Here is a 25,699-nt window from a genome sequence, read left to right on the forward strand (position 1 = left end):
GGCAGAAGCAAGGAGAAAGTTGCCATCAAAGAAGAGCTTTTCCATGTTTCCCTCAGCCCCACAATCCACATAACTCCTAGACCGTCATCTCCACCTATGGGGTGTCGATGTGGGGAAAAAACGAATGGGGGCTAGACTTGTGGGGCTACACGCTTGCAGTATGAGAACTAGCGGGTGATGAGCACATCCTGTTTTGCACATATTTCTGTTGGAGGATTCCCTTGGAGAAGATCAAGGCCTATATCGCGCTGACAAAGCCAAGGGTCATTGAACTCCTGTTGGTTGCAACTATTCCGGCCATGCTCCAAGCGGATCGTGGTCACAGCAACATTGGGTTGATCTTACTTACTCTCCTGGGTGGCTGGATGGGAGCTGCGGCTGCCAACACCTTTAATATGGTTGCGGATTCGGACATCGATCAGAAAATGGGACGCACACGCGCACGCCCGTTGGTCAAACACACTGTGAGCAATAAGAACGCTAGTATCTTCGCGTGGATCCTCACTATTACTAGCTTCTTGTGGCTCTGGCTGCTGTGTGATTCTTTACTCGCAGGTTTGTTTGTGATGTTGACGATCTTCTTTTACATCTTTGTCTACACCAAACACCTTAAGCGCAAAACCCATCTCAATATTGTCTGGGGCGGCGCAGCGGGATGCATGCCAGTTGTTGTTGGGTGGGCCGTGATTACGGATAATGCACCAGCAGGAACCCCCGCGCAGTGGTGGCAAGCAATTGTCTTATTCTTGATCATTTTCTTCTGGACGCCCCCGCATACGTGGGCGTTGGCTATGAAATACAAGGATGACTATGCAAGAGCGGGTGTTCCGATGCTTCCCGTGGTGAGAGAACCAGTCGAGGTGACACGCCAAATCGTGTGGTACACGTGGGCTACGGTGATCACAACGTTCCTTATCATTCCCGCCGCGGGTTGGATCTATGGGACCATAGTTGTGATCTCAGGAATCTGGTTCCTACTTATGGCGATCAGGTTGCACCAAGGCATTAAAGCTGGTGGTGAGGTCAAACCCCTCAAGCTCTTTATTCTTTCTAATAATTATTTGTCCATACTGTTTGTGGGCTTGTCGCTCGATGCAGTCTTAGGACTAGAAACCATTGGCCAGATGCTGGGATGGGTAACAACCTTCTTCTAAGAAGAGGGCGCATCCTATACCGCAGAGATTCCACGGGGATAATAAGCGTTTAATAAAAAAGGCGGGGTGTTAGAGACCAATACAATGGTCTCTAACACCCCGCCTTCCTTGCTTTACTACGCTACTTGTTAAGTAGAGCCCGTCTACGATCACCGACCGGCGAGCCCGTGATGTAGTCTCCACCATTGACGCGCTGAATACCCGAAGCCCATAGTAAAGAGCTATAAGCAACGACTACAGAGCACATGCCAATGTGGATTGGAACTGACCAGCGAGGCACTCCGAGACGGTATTGGATCACTCCTATAGCGGCTTGGATAAGAATCATGAGAATAAGCATCCAGCTGAGCTTCTGAGAACGCCGTGGCGCTAGCTGAAGCATAAGCCCAGCTGCGAGTAACACCGTAGCTGCCAGGTAAACGTACATAGTCCAGGCATGAACATGCGCAATCCAGTCGATATCCACGTTAAGTCGACCTTCCATGCCCACATTACTATCGCCAGAGTGCACGCCCGCTCCTGTAGTCATAGTTCCCGTTACAAGAACGAGCGTTAACAGTACCGCACCTAAAGCCGCAAGCCCACGAAGCAAACTCGGATATGTGCGTTCAGGGGTGCCGTCGTCAGGCTCTGCGATGCGTACATACAAAATAGCTGCGAGCCATACCAAGAGTACTGATGGGAGGAAATGAACTGCGACTGCCCACCATTTAAGATCCAGGAGGACAGAAATACCACCGATAACGGCCTGCACGATAATGCCCAAACCTTGGACTAGGCCATGGATAATGATCTCTTTTCGTCGGTGTGCAGAAACAATCGAGACAAAAAGGGAAACAGCAATGGCAACAAGAACAAACGTTAGAAGCCTATTGCCAAACTCAATGGCCTGATGTAGCCATGGGGCAGCCCCTTTAACTGGTACAAGCGAGCCAGGATGGCAGTTAGGCCAAGTATTACAACCTAATCCTGAGCCAGTAACTCGGACAATCGAACCTGTTACTGTGATAGATCCTTGAGCTACAAGGAGTGCCATAGCTAACGCGCGTTGTGTAGAAATCTTTGGAGCGAGAGTACGGAACAATCCCGCATTGGCTGATTTGTCAACGGTAGTCACGGCGTCAAAGTCTACCGAGTGCGTAGGGATTAGGCGATTTTATCGGGATAACTTTAGCGTGTGATGTGCCACCTTAGTGGTGTTATGGAAAACACTATCCGGAAAATTTAAACCATCGGTTAGCCATCACTGAACCGAGCAATAACCAACCCAGCAAAATGACCACGTCTGCGGTCGGAAAAGAACCACCAAAACCCGAATAGAGACCATCAGACAAGGCTACAGACGGGATTAATTTTAACCACATTGTTGGTTCAGTGGAACCTTGAAACAAAATATAAGAAGCCACCCCGACTAGTATCACCCAAATTAAGTTGGCCAGGCCTAGAACTAACTCGGAAGATAAGGTACCGCCCATCAGTAAACCGAGAGAAGTAAAAGCCGCTACACCTATAAAAAAGACTAGGAGTCCCATGAGTGCTCCGGATGTTGTAGTTGTCCATCCTAAAACAAGGGCGGCTATCCCAAGAACCATTATCTGAATGAAACTAACTGAGAGCACACCTAGAACTTTGCCTGAAACAATGGTCCAGGCAGGAACACCGCTCGCGCCGGTTCGTTGAAGAGCTCCGTAACGACGATCAAATGCTAGGGAAATGGCTTGACCAGTAAAGCCTGAGCTCATGGAGGCGAGTGCAAGCATCATCGGAAACCCCTTATCTAGAGGGTTGGGATCGTCGAGAAGCGGCAGATATGCCAGTGCTAGGAGCATTCCCAGGGGGATGATAAAACTGAGCAGCTGTTGCTCTCCATGCCTTAGAAATAATTTAGCCTCGACAAACCCCTGTGATCTCACCATGCGTGCAATGCTGGCTCGTTGCGGATTGGGCGTGAAAGTACCAGAAGGGAAAAAATCAGCCGAAAATGTACTTTCTTGGTGGGAATGCGGTGCCACGTTAACTCCTCAGCTCACGGCCGGTTAAGTCTAAAAATATGTCCTCAAGGCTTTTTGTCTTGGTTTCCCAAGACGTAATAAGAACGTTCTCTTGTGCAGCGGTTGTAGAGAGTCTAGCCAAGATATCGGGGGATAGCTCGCCTGTAATGCCATAATGAAGCGGTTTAATTTCTCGTACTGCAATGCCTTCGAGGAATCCGCTGCTAAGTGGGAGCGCAGTTGACGTAGAAAAGACTGCTGAGGTTCCGCTCTTTTTACTTGCACGGAGTTCCTCGGTGGTTCCCTCTGCGATTAATCGTCCTTGATCTATAATTGCAACTCGATCTGCTAGGGCTTGTGCCTCATCCATGAGATGTGTAGTGAGGATGACCGTGACGCCGTCCGCCTTGAGGGAGCGTATGAGTTTCCACACGACAAGGCGCGATTGAGCATCCATTCCTGCGGTTGGCTCGTCGAGAAAAACGAGTTGTGGTCTGCCAACTAAAGCAAGAGCCAGGGATAAACGTTGCTTTTGTCCTCCAGAGAGGCGCCGATATGTTGTAGTGCGATGTGAATCCAAGCCGAGTACTTGGAGCAGCCAATCTGTGTCAAGAGGATCTTTGCTGTAGGAAGCAGTGAGGTTGAGCATTTCCTGCACACGAATGCCGGAGTAGGAGCCGCCTCCTTGCAGCATTATTCCAACTTTTTGGCGTACCGCATCTGGATGTTTTGTGGGGTCGATGCCAAGTACGCGAATAGTGCCCGAAGTGGGTTTTTGAAAGCCTTCGCACATCTCGATGGTGGTTGTTTTGCCAGCACCATTGGGGCCTAAGAAAGCTAGGACCTGGCCCGAATAAGCCCGGAGACTTAAACCTGCAACGGCCTCCTTCGTACCAAAACGCTTGACCACATGAGTTAACTCAAGGACAGGTATAGGAGACGTAGTTGGCTCGGAAGGAGTCGAGTTGAACGTAGTCACACTAGAAAGTGTAAAACATCAACGCCGGGCGCGTTTAAACGACCACCACAAGAGGAATAAAAGAATGATCAATCCAAGTGCTGAGGTGAAGTAAATCGAAAGTACGGTACTGGGAGGCAAGGAAAGGCCTCGTGGGAGAACAAAGAAAGAAAGCAATGCTGAATATAAGGTGACTCCCCTGCGGAAGAACGTTCTATTAGCCCATGCCGATAGCGGAAAAATCGCCCATAGCATGTACCAAGGATGAACCACTGGAAAGAAAACAACTAAAACAAAAGTTGCAACCCCAAGGCCTCCGATTGCAGGTATGCGTCCCCAGTAGGTTGCGAGCAGCATTCTGATCATAAAGATTCCTGCTAACAAGACTCCGCAGCCGCGAGTTATTTGCAGCATGGCTTCCGTCTGGTCTCCTAGTCCAAGTAGTATGCCAAACCACCCAGCAGCAACGCCGACAGCGGTGGACAGAGACATCCAACTGCGAATTGCTACGGCGCCTCCCTGTGCATGGATCCATCCAAGTCCTATACCTGAAATAAACGTCACGGCAAGTATGGAGAACACTAGAAAGATAATTTGGATGCCTATGGCACATGCTAGGGAAAAACCATGGCTGCGCTCACGGAATCTAAAAGAGCGTGCTATAGCCATGCCGGTGAAACCGAGGCCGATAAAACCAGTTACTTTCACCATTCCGGCGCATGAAATTAGCAGTCCGGAAGCCCCGAGGTAGAGCGCTGCATGCCCGAATAGTCCCACGCGTAAGTAGTTGCAACCTCGTAGCCCAAGTTCAAAACCTGCCAAAAGAAGGCCTAAAAGTATGGCTTCATTATGAATGCCACCTACTAGATGCAAGATGATGAGAGGGTTAAGTATTCCCAGCCATAGGGCTGCTTGAGGCGTTAATTTGCAACGGATTGCTAGTCGGGAGATCGCCCAACCAGCAAGGGCAATGCCAGCGATAGAAAGGGTTCGGTGTAGGAACACCCCCCAGGCAATGCTATCTCCAGTTATTCGGCTAATCAGAGACGCTAGGCCTAGTGCAACGGGGCCGTATGGGGAGGGGGAATGCGCCCAGATAAAGGGGACACTGCGCGCCAAAGTGTGATCGGTCCCTAAGAGATCTATGGGTCCTGCAGAATAAGGATCGAGACCCATTCGGACTATCGCGCCATTGGCTAGATAGGAATAAATGTCTTGGGTGAACATGGGGGCGCTGAGCAGGATAGGGAGACTCCATGCCGCAAAAGTCCTCCAGAGCAAGGACGTGCTTACCACGCGCCGATCGTCGTTTTTGCTGGGGCGTCGGTTTCTGGAAGGGAGGGCGCCTGTAAAAGGTGCTATGAGAAGCCAGGAGATTACCAGAAGCGCTACTCCGATGAAGCATACAATCATTGAGCTTTGAAGCATTCGAGCCATGATTGATCCACCGATAAAACTGGTGTACGGGTTGTTGACCACGGGAAGCGCACCCGCGCCGAGCGCTCCGAAACCTAATAAAAGAGCACCTAGTGTCCCCATCCACCTGAACATTGCAAAGCGGCGCAATTCTGCAAAAGTTAAATCCGAAGCAGCGCGTTCTCGCGGAAAACTCACCGATTTGTTTTCCATCTTGCGCTTTAGCGGTGCTGCTGGATCTAAAAGGTCGGCACCTGTGACGGCGTTGATAAGCGCAGATCCACCTTGATATGGATGATGTTCACCCAGGGTAGGGACTTTTGAGCCATCTTTTAGCTCTGTGCTGTACGGCGCCGCATCATTCGCGGTTATGTGAAGCTCGGCAGAGCGCGAACCGGGTAAGCCTAAAGAGGGCAACTCATCACGTAGGGACTGCCAAAATTTATGGGGATTGAACTTCACAGCGTAAATACTAGCGGTAGAACTTTTGTGAGGGCTGGCAATAAAAGGCGAGTTTAAGGAATCCGTTCATTGGTGGGGATGAAGAATTATTAGTCGGCTTTTAAGCGTTGGTTATCGTTCTGACGTCTATGAAAAGTTTTAACTGATAAATCTAAAGATGATAGCAAGAGCACCAAAGGTTGGTTAGGGTGTGCTAACCAGCGCTTTTATGGTGTGTCCATGTTGCTGGAATGAATACCGACATATTAATGTTGCTAAATGGTGTCCGAGGATAACGTCTCTGGAAGATGTTTATCCGAAGAAACTTTTGGAATGGAAGAAGGTGACACAAGGACTATGAGAACCACACCAACCACGCAGGATTTACCGGATTCTCGTGGCGGAACCTCACAAAAAGTAGTGCGTTCTGTCGTGGAAACCCGAAGTACCGACGGGGAGACCCGTCGCCAGATCATGCTGGTTATGCTCAAGTCTGGCCCTGTCACCGCGACTCAACTAGGAGAAGCTCTCGGGCTTTCTGCAACAGGCATTCGACGCCACGTCGATATTTTGGTTGAGGAAGGCCTTGCTGAAGTATCTCAGCCTAGAAAAGTGACCGGTGATAAAACTCGTGGACGTCCGGCGAAAAGCTTCAGGCTTACTGCGGCCGGACGCGGGCAGTTCGGGCATGATTATGACTCTTTGGCTGCTCAGGCATTAGCCACATTGAGGGAAACTGGTGGCGAAGCCGCAGTAAAAGAATTTGCACGTAAACGCGTTGCCGCAATCGTTGAAGGGATTGAAATTCCAGCAACGGAAGATGCGAACTCCTTGGAAAAAACTGCATCTGCTTTGGTGAAAGCATTTTCTGAGAGTGGATACGCCGCAACATTGACCAATGCCGCAAATGGTGTCCAAATATGCCAACATCATTGTCCCATTGCTGGTGTCGCCGCAGAGTTCCCAGAGCTCTGCGAGGCCGAACATGAGGCTATTGCAATGTTGCTTGGGCATCACGTCCAACCGCTAGCTTCTATCGCTGAAGGTCATGACATATGCACGACCAACATTCCGATAACTCCAATTCTGACCCCCACAACTAAGACTCCAAATGAAAGGAGTGGTTCATGACTCAGGCGACGCCGAAGACACCGAACCTTGGTGTAACTGCACCTTCGACTGACGATGAGATCATCGAGTCCATGGGCCCATACAACTACGGCTGGCACGATTCTGATGAAGCAGGCCAGAATGCTCGACGTGGTTTGGATGAGGACGTTGTTCGCCACATTTCTGCTCAAAAGAACGAGCCAGAATGGATGCTAGAACAGCGCTTGAAGGCACTGAACACCTTTGAGAAAAAGCCCATGCCGACATGGGGACCAGACCTTTCCTTTATCAATTTCGACGACTTTAAATACTATGTAAGGTCAACGGAAAAACAAGCGACAACGTGGGACGATCTTCCAGAAGACATCAAAAATACCTACGATAAGCTAGGCATCCCAGAAGCAGAAAAACAGCGTCTTGTTGCTGGTGTCGCAGCTCAGTATGAGTCTGAGGTTGTTTATCACCAGATCCGAGAGGACCTCGAGGAACAAGGCGTTATTTTCCTTGATACAGATACTGCCCTGCGTGAGCACCCGGAATTGTTCCGTGAATATTTTGGAACTGTGGTTCCTGCCGGAGACAATAAGTTCTCTGCGCTTAACTCCGCAGTATGGTCTGGCGGTTCTTTTGTCTATGTTCCCAAGGGCGTCCACGTAGAAATTCCGCTCCAGGCTTACTTCCGTATTAACACGGAGAACATGGGCCAGTTTGAACGCACTTTAATTATTGTTGATGAAGGCGCGTATGTGCACTACGTCGAGGGATGTACCGCACCGATCTACCAATCTGATTCCCTGCATTCTGCGGTTGTGGAGATCATTGTTAAAAAGAATGCTCGCTGTCGTTATACCACCATTCAGAACTGGTCAAATAACGTTTTGAATCTGGTGACTCAGCGTTCCAAAGTCGAAGAAGGCGCGACTATGGAATGGGTTGACGGCAATATCGGTTCCAAGATCACCATGAAGTACCCGGCTGTATGGATGGTTGGTCCGCACGCTAAGGGCGAAGTTCTCTCTGCAGCGTTTGCAGGCGAGGGGCAGATTCAGGACACCGGAGCGAAAATGCAGCACATGGCTCCTTATACCTCATCAAATATTGTTTCCAAATCTGTTGCTCGTTCTGGCGGACGGGCTGCTTATCGAGGCTTGGTACGCGTCTCCGCTAACGCACACCATTCAGTTTCCAACGTTGAGTGCGATGCATTATTGGTGGATAACATCTCCCGGTCGGATACGTACCCGTATAACGACATACGTAATGATCATGTTTCTCTTGGCCACGAGGCCACCGTCTCCCAGGTCTCAGAGAAACAGCTGTTTTATCTACAATCGCGTGGTATCGCAGAGGACGAGGCCATGGCGATGATTGTCCGTGGATTTGTTGAGCCAATCGCTAAAGAACTTCCTATGGAGTACGCGCTGGAGCTTAACCGACTGATCGAATTGCAGATGGAAGGGTCGGTGGGTTAACTCCGATGTCTCAGGTACAACAACAGTCCCGCGGTACTGTGCACAACAACAAAGGTGATTTATTTTCTTCCTTTGACGTTAATGATTTTGACGTGCCACGTGGCAAAGATGAAGTATGGCGTTTTATTTCGCTCCGGCGCCTACGCGGGCTTCACGACGGCACATTTGCTCCGGCAACCACCCCCAACGTAAATATCACCCTCCCAGAGGGGATTCAGGGAATCACTCATGAGCTGGTGGAAAAGACTGATGCTAGGGTTGGCCGCACGGGGGCTCCCATTGACCGTGTCGGTGCTCAAGCCTTCACGTCAACGGAAAAGGCCAATGTCTTGACTGTCTCTGCAAATACTCTGGTAGAAGAACCAATTCGCATTGAGGTACAAGGCAAAGGTGACCAAAAAACCTCTTTTGGGCATCTGGTTGTGGAAGTTGGCACGAATGCTGAAGTTCTTCTTGACCTTCGTTACACAGGCTCCGGCACGCACGCAGATAACGTTGAATTCCTTGTAGGCGAGGGAGCTCGCTTAACGGTTATTGTTGACGCTTCCTGGAACGATGATGCTGTTCATCTTTCAGGGCATCAGGCAGTGCTTGGACGCGACTCTGTTTTCCGCCATAACGTTGCCGTCTTCGGCGGAGAAGTCGTACGGCTTGTTCCCCGTGTCCGTTTTACAGAACCAGGTGCAGATGCTGAGATGCTCGGCGTGTACTTTGCCGATGACGGACAATACTTTGAGCAGCGATTGCTGGTAGACCATGCCGTTCCTCATTGCCGTTCTAATGTTCTTTATAAAGGAGCGATCCAGGGCGACAAGAATTCCAAGCTTCCCGACGCACATGCCACATGGGTGGGAGACGTTCTGATCCGTGCTGGTGCACAAGGCACGGATACTTATGAAGCCAACCGAAATCTAGTCCTTACTGACGGCGCTCGGGCAGACGCGATCCCTAACCTGGAAATTGAAACCGGGGAAATCGCAGGAGCCGGACATGCTGCTACCGTGGGTCGTTTTGACGACGAGCAGGAATTTTATTTACGTTCGCGCGGGATCCCAGAAGATGAAGCTCGCCGACTTATTGTCCGTGGTTTCTTCTCTGAAGTCATCGGAAGAATTCCAGTGGAGTCGGTTTGCAACGATCTAGAAGAACGCATCACCGACGAGCTCAACACCCTTCAGCAGCGTTAACATTCACGATGACCACAGGGGACAGGGCAACGTCGATAAGCCTGCCCCGGGTCCTCTTGTAAAACGTTAAAGATTGCTCCCAAAACACGAAGCGAAAAGAGAACAAACCCAATGAGCACCTTGGAAATCAAGAACCTTCATGCCCAAGTACTACCTGCTGATGAGACTGCGCAGCCCAAAGAAATTCTTAAGGGAGTGAACCTTACTATCAAGTCCGGCGAGACCCACGCAATTATGGGACCCAATGGATCCGGTAAATCTACTCTCGCTTATACTCTTGCCGGTCATCCTCGCTACGAGATCACTGAAGGAGAAGTGCTTCTTGATGGCGAGAACATCCTAGAACTAGACGTTGACGAGCGCGCTCGTGCAGGTCTTTTCCTTGCGATGCAATACCCCACAGAGATTCCTGGAGTTTCTATGGCCAACTTCTTGCGCTCTGCGGCCACAGCCGTTCGCGGTGAGGCACCAAAGCTCCGTGAGTGGGTAAAAGAAGTGAAACAAGCCCAAGCGGATCTGAAGATCGATAAGGCTTTTAGCGAACGCTCTGTAAATGAAGGTTTCTCCGGTGGAGAGAAGAAACGCCATGAAGTTCTCCAGTTGGATCTGTTACGCCCCAAGTTTGCGGTCATGGATGAGACGGACTCAGGACTTGACGTAGATGCGCTTCGGATTGTTTCTGAGGGCATTAACCGTTATCAGGAGAAAACTAATGGAGGCATCCTGATGATCACGCACTATAAGCGGATTCTTAACTACGTACAGCCGGACTTTGTCCATGTTTTTGCAAATGGTCAGATTATTACCTCGGGTGGCCCCGAATTGGCCGATGATCTTGAGGCTAACGGATACGATCGTTTTCTCTCATGAGCAACGCATATCTGACTGAGTCAGGGGACCTCAATACGCAGCTCCTGCGCCAAGAGTTTCCTATATTATCGCGATCTGTACGTGATGGTAAAAGCTTGGTCTATTTGGATTCCGGTGCAACCTCGCAGCGTCCAGAACGAGTGTGGCGCGCAGAAGAGCATTTTGTTCTGCATACCAATGCCCCTGTGCACCGGGGTGCCTACCAACTTGCCGAGGAAGCTACTGATGCTTATGAAGACGCTCGTGCCGCGATCGCAGGATTCGTTGGAGCGGAGTGGGATGAAATAGCGTTTACTAAAAACGCTACGGAAGCTCTTAACCTAGTCGCGTACGTGCTTGGAGATCCCCGAGCAGGAGAGCTCCAAGTCAAAGAAGGCGATACCGTAGTAGTAACGGAATTGGAGCACCACGCAAACTTGGTGCCGTGGCAAGAATTGTGTGCGCGCACCGGCGCTACGTTGAAGTGGTACTCAGTGACCGAAGACGGGCGTATTGATCTCGACTCTTTAGATCTAGACCCGACAGTAAAAGTAGTTGCCTTTACCCACCAGTCGAATGTAACCGGAGCCGTGGCACCAGTGGCAGAGCTGGTCCGTCGTGCCCGCCAAGTAGGCGCGCTCGTGGTCCTTGATGCATGCCAATCCGTTCCCCATATGCCGGTGAATTTCCATGATTTGGATGTGGATTTTGCGGCTTTTTCGGGCCATAAAATGTGTGGTCCGAGCGGCGTTGGTGCAGTATATGGTAAGCGAAAGCTACTGGAACAACTTCCGCCTTTCCTTACCGGTGGCTCAATGATTTCCGTAGTGACTATGGAAAAGACTACCTTTGCGGATATTCCTCAGCGATTTGAAGCTGGTACACAGATGACCGGTCAAGTGGTGGGGCTAGGAGAAGCCGTAAAGTTTCTGCAAGAAGTAGGAATGAGCAATGTAGCTCGTCATGAACATAAGCTCACAGACTATGCGCTTCGGCAGCTAAGCCGTATCGACGGACTCAGCATCTATGGTCCTACAAGCAACGTAGATCGTGGTTCTGCCGTGAGCTTTAAGGTCGAGGGGATACACCCGCATGATTTAGGCCAAGTTCTCGATGATCATGGTGTGTGTATTCGGGTAGGTCACCATTGCGCATGGCCGGTGCATCGAGCACTTAATGCGCAATCTACTGCGCGAGCCTCGTTCTATCTCTACAACACATTAGAAGAAGTCGACCGACTCGTGGCAGCAATTGAAGCAGCTAAAACATTCTTTGGAGTTACTTCCTCGGAAGGAGGTGCACTATGAACCTTGAGTCTATGTATCAAGAAGTGATCCTTGATCACCATAAGAATCCGATGCATGCAGGTCTACGTGAACCTTATGAGTCCGAAGTCCATCATGTGAACCCCTCATGCGGCGATGAAATCACACTTCGAGTGCATCTTTCAGAAGACGGCTTAACCGTCGCAGACGTTTCTTATGATGCGGAAGGCTGCTCCATCAGCCAAGCCTCCACATCGGTCATGGCGGAAGAAATTGTTGGCAAGACCGTTGCAGAAGCGATGGAAAAACTCGAAGAATTTGAACGGATGATTACGTCCCGTGGAACGGTAGAAGGAGACGAAGACCTCATAGGTGACGGCATTGCTTTTGCCGGAGTCTCCAAGTACCCGGCGCGGGTGAAATGCGCGCTTTTGGGATGGAAAGCGTTCCAAGCCGCAACTGCTGATGCTTTGGAGAAAAAGAAGTGAGCGAAGAGCACGTAGAGAATGAAGCTACGCAAACGCCGGGAGACGTTCCGGTAGAGAGCAAAGCGGAAGATTCATCTGAAAATACCGTTGCTGAGTCAGCTGTCCAGGAGGAATCTGATCTGGCAGCAGGCGCTTTACGTCCGGAACAGTCGGAAGAAGACATTGCTAAATCCAGCGATGTTGAAGAGTACCTTCGCGATGTCATTGATCCCGAGCTGGGCATCAACGTTGTCGATCTTGGTCTGGTATATGACGTATGGATGGTAGACGGAGTACATGCGCATGTGAACATGACTCTTACATCACCTGCTTGTCCGCTTACTGATGTTTTGGAAGACCAAGCACAATCTGCAGTTGTGGGTAATAAGATTGCAGAGTCCTTAAGCATTCATTGGGTATGGATGCCGCCGTGGGGTCCGCATATGATTACTGAAGATGGGCGCGACCAATTGCGTGCTCTTGGTTTCTCAGTTTAGATTTTTAATCTCAAGCGATAACTCATATAAGTTCCCCCGCCCACCATGCGTAGCGGGGGAACTTATAGCATCCTTGTTACAATGTGGGGATGGTTACTTGATATAATCCGCCGTTGTGATTGTGACCAATGATTTTGAAGTCCGCGTAGGGGCAAGAACCTTACTAAATGCCCCTGGCCAGCATCTTCGTGTACAGCCTGGGGATCGAATTGGACTTGTTGGCCGCAACGGTGCTGGCAAAACTACTACGATGCGAATTTTGGCGGGGGAGACCGAACCCTATGCCGGCGTAGTGACCCGTAGCGGTGACATCGGTTACCTTCCACAAGATTCGCGAGAAGGCAATATCGATCAATCCGCGCGTGACCGTGTCCTTTCTGCACGTGGGTTGGATCAGATAAAAACCTCCATGGAGCGACAGCAAGAAATCATGGAGACTACGGCGGATGATAAAAAACGAGATGCCGCTATCCGAAAGTACTCGCGGCTCGAGGAACGCTATCATGCGCTTGGTGGCTATGAGGCAGCAGCCGAAGCCGCTCGCATCTGCGACAATTTGGGCCTTCCTGCCCGGATTCTTGACCAGCCACTAAAGACGCTTTCTGGAGGACAACGCCGGAGAGTGGAACTAGCCCAAATCCTTTTCGCTGCGTCGGCAGGCTCCGGAAAGTCAAGCACCACTTTGCTTCTCGACGAGCCCACGAACCACCTTGATGCCGATTCAATTACGTGGCTGCGTGATTTTCTGAGCAAACACGAGGGCGGACTCATTATGATCTCGCACGATGTGGAGCTTCTTGATGCAGTCTGTAACAAGGTGTGGTTTTTAGATGCTGTGCGTGGTGAGGCTGACATCTATAACATGAGCTTTTCTAAGTACAAGGATGCTCGAGCCACTGATGAGGCCCGTCGCCGTCGTGAGCGAGCTAACGCAGAGAAGAAAGCTGCTGCTTTGAAAGATCAGGCAGCTAGGCTTGGAGCTAAAGCAACCAAAGCTGCTGCAGCCAAACAGATGTTGGCACGTGCCGAAAAAATGATGGGTAATCTCGATGAGATCCGCGTTGCAGATCGAGTTGCCAATATCTCTTTTCCGGAGCCAGCACCTTGCGGAAAAACCCCATTAAACGCAACCGGTCTTACCAAGATGTACGGTTCACTAGAAGTATTCGCCGGCGTAGACCTTGCTATCGATAAAGGCTCTAGAGTGGTGGTTCTCGGGTTCAATGGTGCCGGTAAAACGACACTGTTGAAACTCCTCGCAGGTGTTGAGAGAACTGATGGTGAAGGCGGCATTGTTTCAGGACATGGTTTGAAAATCGGCTACTTTGCTCAGGAACATGACACGATTGATCCACAAAAATCTGTCTGGCAGAACACCATCGATGCGTGCCCTGAAGCCGGTGAACAAGATCTTCGCGGTCTCCTCGGCGCCTTCATGTTTACGGGTGAGCAACTCGACCAACCTGCCGGTACGTTGTCAGGTGGTGAAAAGACACGGTTAGCGCTGGCAGCTTTAGTTTCCTCGCGCGCAAACGTCTTGCTTCTCGACGAGCCCACGAACAACCTTGATCCAGTTTCCAGAGAACAAGTGCTTGATGCCCTCCGAACCTATAAAGGTGCTGTGGTACTTGTGACCCACGATCCGGGAGCGGTACGCGCATTAGAACCTGAAAGAGTTATAGTGCTTCCTGACGGTGATGAGGACTTATGGAGTGAAACCTACATGGAAATTGTGGAGTTAGCATAAGGTCTTACTTGTTATGCCTGCATATCCATGCTCAATTACATCGCTATTTGCGTTTGGCAGAAGACCGTAAAAATTTTGTCGCCGACTTTTCTTTGGTGGTTTAACTCTTTATTTAAGCAGTAATAAAATGCTCAGGACTTAGTGTTTTCTTCTAAGTCCTGAGCATTTTATTGTTTTCTATGTCTTAGGCGTTATTTCTCCTTTTAGTCCTTGTCATGTGCATTATTACGCCGCCGAGGCCAGCTAATAGCACAGCTAATATGACCATCCAGACCACAGAAGCACCTGTCTTTGCCAGCAATCCTCTGTTTTGCCCTGGTTTTGGTGTAGCAGATGAGGGGGCTACTTTAGGGCTAGCTGTTGGAGTAGGGGCGCTAGGGGAAATCGTAGTAGGTGCCGGGGGCAAGACCGTAGGGAGCGGAATTGGGATAGGAATAGGTATTGGGATGATCGGTGGAACAGCATGCGTTGTCTTTGTCGGCTTGGGCGAAGAAGACGTTGGCTTTGTAGGAGGCACAACAGGGGTGTATTGATTTACTGCAGTAATAACTAATGGGGTTTCCGAACTTCTATCACGAGGAATTACCGTGAACGGGATCCTGGAACCACTTTCCTCGCCATTGGACAGCCACCGTAAAGAATGCGTGTATCCCTCTACGGAGACAGGAATTTCAGTGATATCGCATGATGAATTAATAGGAAGAGAATCGATTTCTACTGCTTCATTATGCCCAAGTTTCTCCTCGCCGATAAACTTAGCGCCTTCATCAGTGGTGCATTCCCATTTGAAAGTGAATTTCTCTGAAGTCTTTACACCCTCTACCTTCTTTTTAAGGGTGAAACCACCGGTCTGTTTTGGCTCAAACTTATTGTTCACAATAAGATGAACCGCTTCTTCCTCTGGGTCCTTAATAGTAATAGTTACTGTGGAGGTGGAATTGAAGCTGTTAACGTTGTCATCTTTATCGATTACAACCCAGGATGTTGTGAGCTTTCTGCCTTCTTCTGTTTGAGGCTCTAGCTCTGTGATTTTGCATGTTAGCCCCTTATCTAGGTTACTAACATGCGCAAAACCGCCATGTTTTACGTTAACTTGCCCAGTTGTGCTCTTTTGATCCTTAGCAGATGTGCATTCATACTTGAATGAGTATTCTTTGGCCTTATCTTCTTCTCGGCCTACAACATTCTTCTCAAGGGTGAAACCACCTTTGCTACCGCGTCCTAGACCACCAGCGTTGGGGAAGCGAACGTGTCCTTCGACATCAACGTGGTCAATTTTAGCCTTGTTGGTCACGATGCTACCGGGAGCAGGTTTATTCTTTGTTACCGCTGTAAGCGTCAAAATTGGTGCGGATTGTTCCGACAAACCGCGTGGAAACTCAACGGAAACCTGCTCTGGTGAGCAGTTAATCGTGTAGTTGCTTCCCTCTTGGTAATCTTCTAACTGGTTTATGTTAGTAAAACCATTTCGTGCCCCGCCTCCAGGAGAGTTAGTAACGTCATAAATAGCATGGCGAACAAGTTTGGGCTGTTCTTTAGAACCGATAAAGGAAGAAACGTACACGGGAGCATAACCGTTATTGTCGTTGCCATCACAGGTAAACTTCCAACCCGCAGGGGCATTATCTACGACAAGGACCCGATGGTCGTAATGCTGGTGCTCTTTAGGATCGATTCCTACCGACCACAGGATCTTATAGTTGTCAGTTTTCTCATCAAAGCCAATGTACTCACCGATCTTTGAGTCATCGTGGAACAATCCACCCTTGCGCTGCTCAAATTTTCCGGGCAAGCTGCCGGTACCGCAACCATTGAAAATCAGTTGACCATTGAAATTGCTGCTTGTATTCCAGTTAACGGAGGCGAATGCGCTGCCTTCAACGTTAAAGTTATGGTTTTGGAATTTGGTTAGTTTAATGGTGAATTCATCGCCGGACCAAAAACCAGTGGCAACGATCTCGCCATTTTTATCCCGAAGCGCAACCGTTCCAGTGTTGACGGCTTTTAGTTCTTGTGGGAGCTTGAGTCTGATGGTGTCGCCAGCTTTAGCATCTTTATTGGCTTTCCAATCAAATTCAATTTCGGCGAATCCACTTGGCCCTACATAGGTGCCGTCTTGGATGTTGGGGCTATCGCTTTTCCATTTGATATTTGACCAATTGCCGCCGGTGCATGTCTCCTGCGCTGTTGCAGAAGGATATTGGGCTAGCAGAGGGATGAAGCTTGCTATGAGAAGCAACGTAAGCAGCACACCAAGCCAAGGGTTCTTTGTTAAGCGATTGGCAAAGATGTGCTTCGCATTAGTAATAATCATGAGATTTTAATATTAATTATCATTAAGTGGCGGGCAATGAGTATTGAGGTTCTGGTCATTTTGGGCGAGGGGATGTAGGACGTGAACAAATTTAACTTTGTTGACGTCTCACACGTACCCTACTTTTAATATATTAATTAGAGCAAACTGAGAACTTATGGATAAAAGCTTTCATTTTCTTAAACTCCCACATTGTAAAGTTCTCATATTTCTTTTTAGGCTTGGGAGAACGTGGGTGGGGGCTGGGAGCTGTTTGCCCGCAGTGGCATTTCGCCTCTGAATTAAACATTGGCGTCTATGGCGCCTTAAATATCGATAGAATATGCGGGTATATTGTGAGCCCTAACCAGCATTTTAGCTCTGATTATAAGTACTGATCAGCATTAAGCCTCAAATGTTCCCGCAGGTAGGGAAGGGCAAAGTCTGCACGTCCACGTCCTGTAGCCACTATAACTCCACGATCAAGAAGCCGTCTTCGGTATGTTGAGGGCTGGCTTCCTGGAATTCCTAATTCGGCACCCAGTTCATTGAAATTAGCAGGCCCTTCAGCCTCCGCAAGTTTGATAAGAAATTGCATCTCACGATAGGGGATGCCCTTCATGGCTGGCATATGAACTTGTTGTCCCATGCGCTCAATAACCAAGGGGAGGGACTGGGTTACGTGCTTTTCAGATATGTTCTGAGACCCCGACATGGTCCATGCAATTGACCCGCATAATTGTAGAAGATAAGCATAGCCATGGCATGCGTTAGTGAGCGAGTTGAGCGCCTGACTGTCAATATCTTTTCCACCGTGTTTGACCGTTTCCGCGATGGCTGTTCGAACGTCATCAGTATTTAAAGCCTCGATTGGAATGTGTATTGCACGACGAAGAAAAGTGGTGCCCTCATGTGCAAGAAGTTTTGATATCTCAAGCGGAAGTCCGGCTACGGCCAACGCAATATTATATTCGTTACGTACGCAGTCCTGGATGGCGTCCATAAGGAAATGGAGAGATTCCGGTGAAGCGGATTGCACTTCATCCATCGTGATCAAAAGTCCGGACCCTTTTGCGGTGAGGTCCTTTGCAGCATCATTCATTATGGACCACAGGGATGTCTGCTGTGGAAACTGGGAGGAAGTGTCGAAGGTTATTCCGCCTATATTGGCAATAGATACGCCCGAAATCTCTACGCGGGAGCCGTGAGCGCGCGATTTTTTGATCAGCCTTGGCAGGGAAACGTGGATGAGCTCGTGGTGCTCATGATCGGATGCTCGCGCTCGGACGCATTCCCAGCCCAGTTCCTTGGCCTCTTCTTCTAGTTGATTTAAAAGGACGGTTTTGCCGGTTCCACGAGTTCCACTGATAAGTATGAAACGATACGGTGCACCGATCCCTTCCCTTAAGGCAAAGCCAAAGTTATCCACAATAGAGGTTCTTCCAGCTACAACAAGGGGGTTGACGCCAAAACTGGGGCGGAAAGGATTTCGCATGCCCCCACCATACCTCTTGTAGGTTTTGTAGGTAACAAAGGCTCTTGTAGGTTTTGTAGGTAAATCTCCGTAGGCGAGCGTGAAAAAGACCGTAGTATCAAATATAGAAGGGCTTGTTTCCTAGCCAGTAATAACTGTAATGAAAAGGAAAGTAAATATGAGAAAGTGGTTCACCCTAAACTCTACTGAACGGAAATTGGTCATCTCTGCTTTAGTTGCGGATCTGACAGGCAAGGCTGTCGCATGGCATTTTCTCTACCACCTTCCGAACCGTAAAATCATTGGCCCGAAATGGCTGTGGCTGCCAGTCACTTTTATAGGAGGACTCGGAGCACCAGCTTTTTTGGCTTTCGGGATAAAAAAGTAGTGTGCCAGGTAGGTATCGGTATACGGCTACCTGGCACACTATAGAAACTAGAAAGTCAGATTAATTCCTAAAACCATGCACCGGCGCGGGGATAAAACCACCGCGCTGGATAAAGACGGAATTATCCACCGTGGACACAGGAATGACAGGGGCATAGCCCAGAAGGCCCCCAAAGTTCACCTCATCGCCAGGGTGAGTGCCTGGGACTGGGATTACACGAACAGCTGTGGTCTTGTGGTTCATCACACCGATTGCTGCTTCGTCTGCAATCATTCCAGAAATAAGTTCTGCTGAGGTATCTCCTGGAATAGCAATCATATCTAAACCGACTGAGCAGATCGCAGTCATTGCTTCGAGCTTATCCACGGAAATATTGCCTGCACGTACGGCATCAATCATACCTTTATCCTCAGAAACAGGGATGAAAGATCCGGAAAGGCCTCCCACGCGAGAACAAGCCATCATGCCGCCCTTTTTAACTGCATCATTAAGCAGAGCAAGGGCAGCGGTTGTTCCATGAGTTCCTACTTGATCAAGCCCCATGTGTTCCATGATGTGTGCGACAGAATCGCCTAGCTCTGCAGTCGGTGCCAGCGAGAGGTCCACGATGCCAAAAGGCACTCCTAGGCGCTCAGATGCCATATTTCCAACCAACTGACCTGCGCGAGTGCTTTTAAAAGCAGCCTTTTTAATAGCCTCCGCCACCTGATCTAGGCTGGCTCCATCAAGAGATCCAAGAGCCTTATCTACAACACCAGGGCCAGATACCCCAACGCTTACTACGCAGTCAGGCTCTTCCACGCCATGGAAAGCTCCGGCCATAAAGGGATTGTCCCCCACAGCATTGGCAAAAACGACTAATTTAGCGCAAGCAATCGCGCTATTATCTTTAGTCATTTCTGCGGCTTCTTTAATAACCTTGCCCATCTCCTTTACCGCATCCATGTTGATGCCGGCTCGGGAAGAACCAATATTGACGGAAGAGCAAACAACATCCGTGACAGTCAATGCTTCAGGGATAGAGTCGATAAGCTTTTTATCTCCCGCAGTCATGCCTTTTTCAACTAATGCGGAATAGCCACCAATAAAGTTGACTCCCACTGCTTTTGCAGCTCTATCAAGAGCCTTAGCAATTTCTACGGGGTTACCATCAACTGCTGCTGCGATGAGTGCTACAGGTGTTACAGAAATACGTTTGTTAACGATGGGGATCCCGAGTTCGCGCTCAATGCCTTCGCACTCAGATACAAGATCTTTAGCTACGGTCGTGATCTTGTTATAAACTGCATCGCACGTATCCGCCATTGTTCCACGAACACAATCTAGAAGACTGATGCCCATAGTCACAGTGCGAATATCAAGACGATATTTCTCAATCATCTCGATTGTTTCCAAGATATTGCTGCTTGAATGAAGCGTAGTCATGTGTCTGAAGTTCCTCAGGAGCTAGATCGTGTTCATCGCATCGAAAATGGCTTGGGACTGAATCCGGATAACCAAGTTTTGGTCCTTTTCCACTCCTGCCATGTGCTCTTGAATCGTGGCGATGTCTGTCGCCGAATCATCAAAAGACACATGGAGAATCATGGTGAAATAACCATCCATGATTGTTTGGGACACATTATTAATGTTGATTTCTAGCTCTGCACACTTAGTAGCAACTGCAGCAATAATTCCGGTGTGATCTGCACCGGTCACGGAAATAATGGCGAACATGACGCTATTTTAGCTGGAAGCCAAATATGTGGACCTTTCGGGGGAGAGTTCTAACGGACGCCTCGGCAGACCTCAATAAAATTTTGGAGCACTTTATTGGAATGCCTTGTATCAATGTGGGGGAGGACCGCGACGATGGAATCGTAATCTTCGGGGGTAAAGTACCCATAGTCAAAATAGAAATCCATACGGGCTTTCATCGCAGCAGCATCCATTTCTGCATGAAACTGACATGCCCACGTGGAATTATTGATACGAACCATTTGGATTGGGCAAGTAGGGCCTGTTGCTAATAGAACAACACCCTGACCGAGTTTTTCAGCGCTTTCCGTGTGTCCGGTAAGTGAAACAAACTCTGGGGGAAGGTCGCAGGTAATTCTGTCGTGTCTCCCTTCCTCTGTGAGCTGAACGACGGTGGGACCGGATGCTTCAGGGTATGATCGACCTACAGTTCCTCCTGTAAGTGATGTGGCAAGCGCCGTGCCATAACAAATAAAAAACACTGGGATGGGGGCGTCGATAAGCTTCTGGAGCTCTGAATGAACATGAAGCTGCCATTGATCGTAGGAAACATTGGTAACGTTTAGCGGGCTGCCTCCGACGATCACTCCATCAAATCCTTTAGTCGATCCCACGGCTGTTTCAGTGGTATCTAGCATTCGCTGAGTGAGCTGTTCTGGAGAAAGTCCAGTAGCACGAAGAACATCGTTATATTCAGCGCGCGCAACTGATTCGCCGGATCGTGGGGAGACTAAGAGAACGGAGACCATAGAAGCAACTCTAGACTACTTGGTCTAGAGTTGCAGAATGGTTTGCCTTAATCGTGAGTTTTTCAATGCTGTTGAAGGCTACAGTGCAGGTTTTGGATGAGAGCGCACAGTCTCTTCTACGAGGTCAAGGACTTGATCCAGATCTTCTGTAGCCGTTCCGGAAGCTAACCGGGAAATAAAGCCGTCCATTACTGTTGCTAGGTACGTGTGAAGAACCTGTATAGGTACATCATCACGCATTCTTCCTAGATGCGCATTCCGTTCAAGACGGGTTACTACTGCTTCATCTAGTACTTGCTGATGCTCTTGCCATCGAGCTCTGAAAGCAGGGTCCGTGCGAAGCATCTTAATGATTTCTAGCCGCGTGGCAAGCCAATCATGTCGCTCTGGGTGGTCAAGCATATCTCGCATGACTTCAACCAAACCGTTTTCCGCAACAACTTCCGCCATCCGCGCCGCGTCTTCTCTTGCTAAAGCCAGAAAAAGATTTTCTTTGTCGCTGAAATGGTGAAAAATCGCGCCGCGAGATTTGCCTATGGCTTCTTCCAGACGCCGTACGGTCGCCCCCTCGTAGCCGTGTTCGGCAAAACACCTGCGAGCTCCTTCTAGGATCTCTTGGCGACGCAGCGTCAGTTCGGTGCTACTTACAACGGGCACGAAGGACCCCTTCCTACTGGTCTAAAGGACGAGGACTCCACTCAACGAGAATGAAGTCCTCGAAATCCATGATCCTGAACGATTAAGCGCGCAACTTAGCCCTTAATCATCTGGCGGAGCACAAACTGCAGGATGCCGCCGTTACGATAGTAGTCGGCTTCACCTGGCGTATCGATACGAACGACCGCATCGAATTCAACCTTGTCACCGGAACCCTTTGTAGCCGTCACGTGAACAGTCTTCGGAGTAGTTCCGTTATTGAGCTCTTCGATACCTTCAATATCAAAGACCTCAGTGCCATCTAGGCCAAGGCTTGCGTGTGACTCGCCTTCAGGGAACTGAAGCGGTATCACGCCCATGCCGATGAGGTTAGAACGGTGAATGCGCTCGAAGGACTCGGTGATTACGGCCTTGACTCCCAGAAGGTTGGTGCCCTTTGCAGCCCAGTCACGCGATGAACCAGTACCGTACTCTTTTCCACCCAGGACAACCAGCGGGATTCCAGCAGCCTTGTAGTTTTCACATGCGTCAAAGATAAAGGCCTGAGGAGCGCCATCCTGGGTAAAGTCGCGAGTATAACCGCCTGCGACGTCTACCAGCTGATTCTGCAGGCGAATGTTAGCAAAAGTGCCTCGCATCATTACCTCGTGGTTACCACGGCGGGACCCCAAAGAGTTGTAGTCATGGCGGGATACGCCATTAGCGTCGAGATACTGCGCAGCAGGTGTTCTCGGTTTAATGGATGATGCAGGAGAAATGTGGTCTGTGGTTACAGAATCGCCTAGTTTTGCCAAGACGCGAGCGCCCTTGATATCAGTGACCGGAGAAGTTTCCAGGGTCATGCCATCAAAGTAAGGTGCTTTGCGAATATAAGTAGAAGACTCGTCCCACTCAAAAGTCTTACCTTCTGGTGTGGGAAGGTTTTGCCACTGCTCGTCGCCTTTGAACACATCGGCGTAGTCGGCCTCGTAGAGTTCGCGAGAAATAGCGGACTCGATGGTCGACTCGATTTCTTCAGTAGACGGCCAAATGTCCTTCAAGAAGACGTCATTTCCGTCTTGGTCTTTGCCTAGCGCTTGGGTTTCAAAGTCAAAATCCATTGTTCCGGCGATAGCATAAGCGATTACCATGATCGGGGAGGCCAGGTAATTCATCTTTACATCGGGGGAAATGCGGCCTTCAAAGTTACGGTTGCCGGAAAGAACTGCGGTTGCAGTCAAGTCGTACTCGTTGATTGCCGTAGAGATTTCTTCCGGAAGCGGGCCAGAGTTACCGATGCAAGTGGTGCAGCCAAAGCCCGAGAGATAGAAGCCTAAAGCCTCAAGATCTTTCCAAAGATCAGCACGACGGTAGTATCCGTCAACTACCTGAGAGCCCGGAGCACAAATAGTTTTGACCCATGGTTTAGCCTTGAGCCCCTTTTCTGCAGCCTTACGCGCGATCAGACCGGCGCCAATCATCACAGATGGATTGGAAGTGTTAGTACAGGAGGTAATGGAAGCAATGGCAACCATTCCATGGTCGAGCGTGTATTCGCCACCGTTTGGAGAGGTGACCACTACAGGGTTGGACTGGCGCCCGGCTGCGCCTGCGGCAGCAGATTCACCATTGCCAACGCGAGAGGCGTTGTAGTTAACGTTGGAGTCGCCTTCTTCTTGAGCTGCACCTTCCGCATCCATACGCTTTGCCGGCAAGGACTCGTCTGCAGGCTCTGCAGAACAGTAATCGGGAAGATCTTTGCGGAATTGCTCTTTTGCTTGGTTAAGCAGGATGCGGTCCTGCGGACGCTTAGGTCCAGCAATCGAGGGGACCACAGTGCCTAGATCTAGCTCTAGATATTCAGAATACTGAGCCTCTGGGGCGTCTTGATCAAGCCACATGCCTTGAGCTTTGGCGTATGCTTCCACAAGTTCAATTTGCTCTTCCGGACGTCCGGTAAGGCGAAGATACTTGACCGTTTCCTCGTCGATCGGGAAGATCGCACAGGTAGAACCAAATTCTGGCGACATGTTGCCGATCGTTGCGCGGTTAGCAAGAGGAACGGACTTAACGCCATTGCCGTAGAATTCAACGAATTTCTGGACTACGCCATGCTCGCGGAGCATCTCGGTGATGGTAAGCACAACATCGGTTGCGGTTACACCGGCCGGGATTTCACCAGTGAGCTTAAAACCTACAACACGCGGGATTAGCATGGAGACCGGCTGGCCAAGCATAGCCGCTTCAGCCTCGATACCGCCGACGCCCCAGCCAAGAATGCCGAGACCGTTCTCCATAGTGGTGTGTGAATCGGTACCGATGCAGGTATCGGGATACGCCAGGCCATCATTATCAAAAACAACGCGTGCGAGGTTCTCAATATTTACCTGGTGAACAATGCCGGTTCCTGGAGGTACCACGCGGAAATTGGAGAAGGACTTTGATCCCCAACGTAGGAACTGATAGCGCTCTGCGTTGCGCTCGTACTCAATTTCTACGTTTTTGGCCAGCGCGTCGTGAGAACCGAAAGCTTCAACGATAACTGAGTGATCGATAACCATCTCAGCAGGATTGAGGGGGTTCACATCATCTGGGTCTCCGCCCAGAGTCTTTACCGCTTCCCGCATGGTAGCAAGGTCAACAACACAAGGAACGCCGGTGAAATCCTGCATTAAAACGCGTGCGGGGGTGAATTGAATCTCAATGCTGGGATCAGCACTGGGATCCCAGTTGGCGATAGCATTGATGTGGTCGGTGGTGATGTTTGCACCATCTTCCGTGCGGAGAAGATTCTCCCCGAGAACCTTCAGAGAGTATGGCAGATTCTTCATTCCTTCAACCGCGTTTAGCGCGAAGTAATCATAAGACTTGTTGCCAACTTCAAGCGTTTGCTTGGCATTGAAGGAGTTCTTGCTTTCAGTCACGGTGAGCTCCATCTCCAAATAGTGATCAGTTTCTTCTGTTCACAGCTGCTGTGTAGTGCTTTGGGCCGGTATCAGCAGCGGATCATGTTGTCGTCGTCACCCGTTTCGTATGCCTTAAAACGGTGTATCAATATGACGTCGCCTAACGCACATTCTAACAGTACAAGCGTTCTGTTGGCTAATATTGTGGACTTTATATCCACATTTCCACCCCCTTGTGGGAATCTTTGAGGTTGGAGATTCTGGATTGAATTCACAAAGAGGGGGTATATGCAAAGTGGAAATGAAGGATCTGACCCTCTGAAGGGGCGGGGCTCGCTAAAGGCCTTGCTATATTTGACACCTAGGGCTTTGGTCAACAAGGCCAATGCTTACGGAAGTTCTGGAGGGGAAATGCTGCCACAGGGGATCGATATCAATGCTTATATCGCTGAAATAGAGGCAAGTGGTGTGGCTTTGCAAACCCCTAACGCTGAAGTGCATAGAAAGCTAATCGACGCCACCCAGGGGCACGGACTTGCCATTGCCGTGGTTGACCAAACCCCGGAGCATCCGGCGGACCTAAGGGATCTGGCGCAGGAGCTCCTCAACCAGGTCTCCACAGACGGTAAATTTTCAACAGTCGCGGTACGCTCTCCCGGCACTGGAGCTGTAGTGAGTAAAAGTCACAGTAGGGCAGAATTAGAGGCTTGGCAGCATCAGTTTTTTTCCGAACCGGACTACGTATTGGGGGCGACGCGGTTGGTTGCCGATTTAGAGCATGACACCATCCCCCTGGCGCCCGTTGGCTTGATGGCTTTATTGGCTGTCTCTGTCGCGATAATTGGAACATTTATTTCACAGCGGCGCCGCGGCTAATTGCATACGGCAATACATACACCTTCTTTACGTCAAGCTTAAGGACCTGACTTAAGGAAGGCGTATTCATTTTCGGGAAAATCCGG

General features: G+C 49.7%; 22 protein-coding genes. 11 read left to right on the forward strand and 11 right to left on the reverse strand.

Going from position 1 to position 25,699, the window contains the following annotated elements:
• Window positions 1–221 precede the first annotated feature (221 nt).
• The gene (locus CpATCC19410_RS07685) at window positions 222–1,154 is read left to right on the forward strand and encodes a heme o synthase (protein ID WP_014401194.1); all 933 of its coding nucleotides are present in this window, start codon (window positions 222–224) and stop codon (window positions 1,152–1,154) included.
• A gap of 121 nt (window positions 1,155–1,275) precedes the next feature.
• On the opposite strand, the gene CpATCC19410_RS07690 is transcribed toward CpATCC19410_RS07685, so the two are convergent.
• The 4 genes from CpATCC19410_RS07690 to mptB form a co-directional block, all read right to left on the reverse strand.
• Complete coding sequence (locus CpATCC19410_RS07690; protein ID WP_013241954.1) at window positions 1,276–2,271, reverse strand: COX15/CtaA family protein; 996 nt, start codon at window positions 2,269–2,271, stop codon at window positions 1,276–1,278.
• 94 nt (window positions 2,272–2,365) lie between these two features.
• Complete coding sequence (locus CpATCC19410_RS07695; protein WP_013241953.1) at window positions 2,366–3,166, reverse strand: ABC transporter permease; 801 nt, start codon at window positions 3,164–3,166, stop codon at window positions 2,366–2,368.
• A gap of 1 nt (window position 3,167) precedes the next feature.
• Complete coding sequence (locus CpATCC19410_RS07700; protein ID WP_013241952.1) at window positions 3,168–4,124, reverse strand: ABC transporter ATP-binding protein; 957 nt, start codon at window positions 4,122–4,124, stop codon at window positions 3,168–3,170.
• An 18-nt stretch (window positions 4,125–4,142) separates the two neighbouring features.
• Window positions 4,143–5,981, reverse strand: coding sequence for a polyprenol phosphomannose-dependent alpha 1,6 mannosyltransferase MptB (gene mptB, locus CpATCC19410_RS07705; RefSeq protein ID WP_013241951.1), 1,839 nt, complete (start codon window positions 5,979–5,981; stop codon window positions 4,143–4,145).
• A gap of 336 nt (window positions 5,982–6,317) precedes the next feature.
• On the opposite strand from mptB, the gene CpATCC19410_RS07710 reads away from it, so the two are divergent.
• The 8 genes from CpATCC19410_RS07710 (at window position 6,318) to CpATCC19410_RS07745 (ending at window position 14,554) form a co-directional block, all read left to right on the forward strand.
• Window positions 6,318–7,091, forward strand: a complete 774-nt coding sequence (locus CpATCC19410_RS07710) for a helix-turn-helix transcriptional regulator (protein WP_013241950.1) — start codon at window positions 6,318–6,320, stop codon at window positions 7,089–7,091.
• Window positions 7,088–8,542 (forward strand): Fe-S cluster assembly protein SufB, encoded by a 1,455-nt coding sequence (gene sufB / locus CpATCC19410_RS07715; protein ID WP_014401192.1) that lies wholly within the window; start codon window positions 7,088–7,090, stop codon window positions 8,540–8,542. Before CpATCC19410_RS07710 ends, sufB begins: the two co-directional genes overlap by 4 nt.
• A 5-nt stretch (window positions 8,543–8,547) precedes the next feature.
• On the forward strand, window positions 8,548–9,729 hold the full coding sequence (sufD, locus tag CpATCC19410_RS07720) for a Fe-S cluster assembly protein SufD (protein ID WP_013241948.1): 1,182 nt from the start codon (window positions 8,548–8,550) through the stop codon (window positions 9,727–9,729).
• A 111-nt stretch (window positions 9,730–9,840) separates the two neighbouring features.
• Window positions 9,841–10,599, forward strand: a complete 759-nt coding sequence (gene sufC / locus CpATCC19410_RS07725; RefSeq protein WP_013241947.1) for a Fe-S cluster assembly ATPase SufC — start codon at window positions 9,841–9,843, stop codon at window positions 10,597–10,599.
• The gene (locus tag CpATCC19410_RS07730) at window positions 10,596–11,885 is read left to right on the forward strand and encodes a cysteine desulfurase (RefSeq protein WP_014401191.1); all 1,290 of its coding nucleotides are present in this window, start codon (window positions 10,596–10,598) and stop codon (window positions 11,883–11,885) included. Before sufC ends, CpATCC19410_RS07730 begins: the two co-directional genes overlap by 4 nt.
• Complete coding sequence (gene sufU, locus CpATCC19410_RS07735; protein WP_014522416.1) at window positions 11,882–12,331, forward strand: Fe-S cluster assembly sulfur transfer protein SufU; 450 nt, start codon at window positions 11,882–11,884, stop codon at window positions 12,329–12,331. The genes CpATCC19410_RS07730 and sufU overlap by 4 nt, the downstream gene beginning before the upstream one ends.
• Window positions 12,328–12,807, forward strand: a complete 480-nt coding sequence (locus tag CpATCC19410_RS07740) for a metal-sulfur cluster assembly factor (protein WP_013241944.1) — start codon at window positions 12,328–12,330, stop codon at window positions 12,805–12,807. The genes sufU and CpATCC19410_RS07740 overlap by 4 nt, the downstream gene beginning before the upstream one ends.
• Before the next feature lie 115 nt (window positions 12,808–12,922).
• Complete coding sequence (locus CpATCC19410_RS07745) at window positions 12,923–14,554, forward strand: ABC-F family ATP-binding cassette domain-containing protein (RefSeq protein ID WP_013241943.1); 1,632 nt, start codon at window positions 12,923–12,925, stop codon at window positions 14,552–14,554.
• A gap of 184 nt (window positions 14,555–14,738) precedes the next feature.
• On the opposite strand, the gene CpATCC19410_RS07750 is transcribed toward CpATCC19410_RS07745, so the two are convergent.
• Together CpATCC19410_RS07750 and CpATCC19410_RS07755 are read right to left on the reverse strand one after the other, a co-directional pair.
• Window positions 14,739–16,868 (reverse strand): DUF5979 domain-containing protein, encoded by a 2,130-nt coding sequence (locus CpATCC19410_RS07750; RefSeq protein WP_013241942.1) that lies wholly within the window; start codon window positions 16,866–16,868, stop codon window positions 14,739–14,741.
• 364 nt (window positions 16,869–17,232) lie between these two features.
• The gene (locus CpATCC19410_RS07755) at window positions 17,233–18,342 is read right to left on the reverse strand and encodes an ATP-binding protein (RefSeq protein WP_013241941.1); all 1,110 of its coding nucleotides are present in this window, start codon (window positions 18,340–18,342) and stop codon (window positions 17,233–17,235) included.
• 139 nt (window positions 18,343–18,481) lie between these two features.
• Here CpATCC19410_RS07755 and CpATCC19410_RS11085 point away from each other — a divergent pair, with 139 nt between their 5' ends.
• Entirely contained in the window at window positions 18,482–18,709 is a 228-nt protein-coding gene (locus CpATCC19410_RS11085) for a hypothetical protein (RefSeq protein WP_014522208.1), read from the forward strand.
• A 60-nt stretch (window positions 18,710–18,769) separates the two neighbouring features.
• Here the strand turns inward: CpATCC19410_RS11085 and CpATCC19410_RS07765 are convergent, their stop codons facing one another.
• From CpATCC19410_RS07765 to acnA, 5 genes are all read right to left on the reverse strand, one after another.
• Window positions 18,770–20,134, reverse strand: coding sequence for a PFL family protein (locus tag CpATCC19410_RS07765; protein WP_013241940.1), 1,365 nt, complete (start codon window positions 20,132–20,134; stop codon window positions 18,770–18,772).
• 21 nt (window positions 20,135–20,155) lie between these two features.
• The gene (locus CpATCC19410_RS07770; protein WP_013241939.1) at window positions 20,156–20,425 is read right to left on the reverse strand and encodes an ACT domain-containing protein; all 270 of its coding nucleotides are present in this window, start codon (window positions 20,423–20,425) and stop codon (window positions 20,156–20,158) included.
• Window positions 20,426–20,475: 50 nt separating this feature from the next.
• The gene (locus tag CpATCC19410_RS07775; RefSeq protein ID WP_013241938.1) at window positions 20,476–21,195 is read right to left on the reverse strand and encodes a glutamine amidotransferase; all 720 of its coding nucleotides are present in this window, start codon (window positions 21,193–21,195) and stop codon (window positions 20,476–20,478) included.
• A gap of 78 nt (window positions 21,196–21,273) precedes the next feature.
• On the reverse strand, window positions 21,274–21,852 hold the full coding sequence (locus tag CpATCC19410_RS07780) for a TetR/AcrR family transcriptional regulator (protein WP_013241937.1): 579 nt from the start codon (window positions 21,850–21,852) through the stop codon (window positions 21,274–21,276).
• A gap of 95 nt (window positions 21,853–21,947) precedes the next feature.
• Window positions 21,948–24,755 carry an aconitate hydratase AcnA gene (gene acnA, locus CpATCC19410_RS07785; protein ID WP_013241936.1) on the reverse strand — a complete coding sequence of 936 codons (2,808 nt, stop codon included), beginning with the start codon at window positions 24,753–24,755 and terminating at the stop codon, window positions 21,948–21,950.
• Window positions 24,756–25,025: 270 nt separating this feature from the next.
• Here acnA and CpATCC19410_RS07790 point away from each other — a divergent pair, with 270 nt between their 5' ends.
• Complete coding sequence (locus CpATCC19410_RS07790; RefSeq protein ID WP_013241935.1) at window positions 25,026–25,613, forward strand: Rv1476 family membrane protein; 588 nt, start codon at window positions 25,026–25,028, stop codon at window positions 25,611–25,613.
• Window positions 25,614–25,699 lie beyond the last annotated feature (86 nt).

This window comes from Corynebacterium pseudotuberculosis (genome assembly GCF_002155265.1).
GTDB lineage: Bacteria > Actinomycetota > Actinomycetes > Mycobacteriales > Mycobacteriaceae > Corynebacterium > Corynebacterium pseudotuberculosis.

Excerpts from the sequence above, each read along its gene's own strand:
- sufD (WP_013241948.1), top strand. The coding sequence starts at position 8,548 with ATGTCTCAGGTACAACAACAGTCCCGCGGTACTGTGCACAACAACAAA.
- CpATCC19410_RS07755 (WP_013241941.1), bottom strand. The coding sequence starts at position 18,342 with ATGCGAAATCCTTTCCGCCCCAGTTTTGGCGTCAACCCCCTTGTTGTA.
- CpATCC19410_RS07765 (WP_013241940.1), bottom strand. The coding sequence starts at position 20,134 with ATGACTACGCTTCATTCAAGCAGCAATATCTTGGAAACAATCGAGATG.
- sufB (WP_014401192.1), top strand. The coding sequence starts at position 7,088 with ATGACTCAGGCGACGCCGAAGACACCGAACCTTGGTGTAACTGCACCT.
- sufU (WP_014522416.1), top strand. The coding sequence starts at position 11,882 with ATGAACCTTGAGTCTATGTATCAAGAAGTGATCCTTGATCACCATAAG.
- CpATCC19410_RS07730 (WP_014401191.1), top strand. The coding sequence starts at position 10,596 with ATGAGCAACGCATATCTGACTGAGTCAGGGGACCTCAATACGCAGCTC.
- CpATCC19410_RS07790 (WP_013241935.1), top strand. The coding sequence starts at position 25,026 with ATGCAAAGTGGAAATGAAGGATCTGACCCTCTGAAGGGGCGGGGCTCG.
- CpATCC19410_RS07710 (WP_013241950.1), top strand. The coding sequence starts at position 6,318 with ATGAGAACCACACCAACCACGCAGGATTTACCGGATTCTCGTGGCGGA.
- CpATCC19410_RS07750 (WP_013241942.1), bottom strand. The coding sequence starts at position 16,868 with ATGATTATTACTAATGCGAAGCACATCTTTGCCAATCGCTTAACAAAG.
- CpATCC19410_RS07770 (WP_013241939.1), bottom strand. The coding sequence starts at position 20,425 with ATGTTCGCCATTATTTCCGTGACCGGTGCAGATCACACCGGAATTATT.
- CpATCC19410_RS07775 (WP_013241938.1), bottom strand. The coding sequence starts at position 21,195 with ATGGTCTCCGTTCTCTTAGTCTCCCCACGATCCGGCGAATCAGTTGCG.
- CpATCC19410_RS11085 (WP_014522208.1), top strand. The coding sequence starts at position 18,482 with ATGAAAAGGAAAGTAAATATGAGAAAGTGGTTCACCCTAAACTCTACT.
- sufC (WP_013241947.1), top strand. The coding sequence starts at position 9,841 with ATGAGCACCTTGGAAATCAAGAACCTTCATGCCCAAGTACTACCTGCT.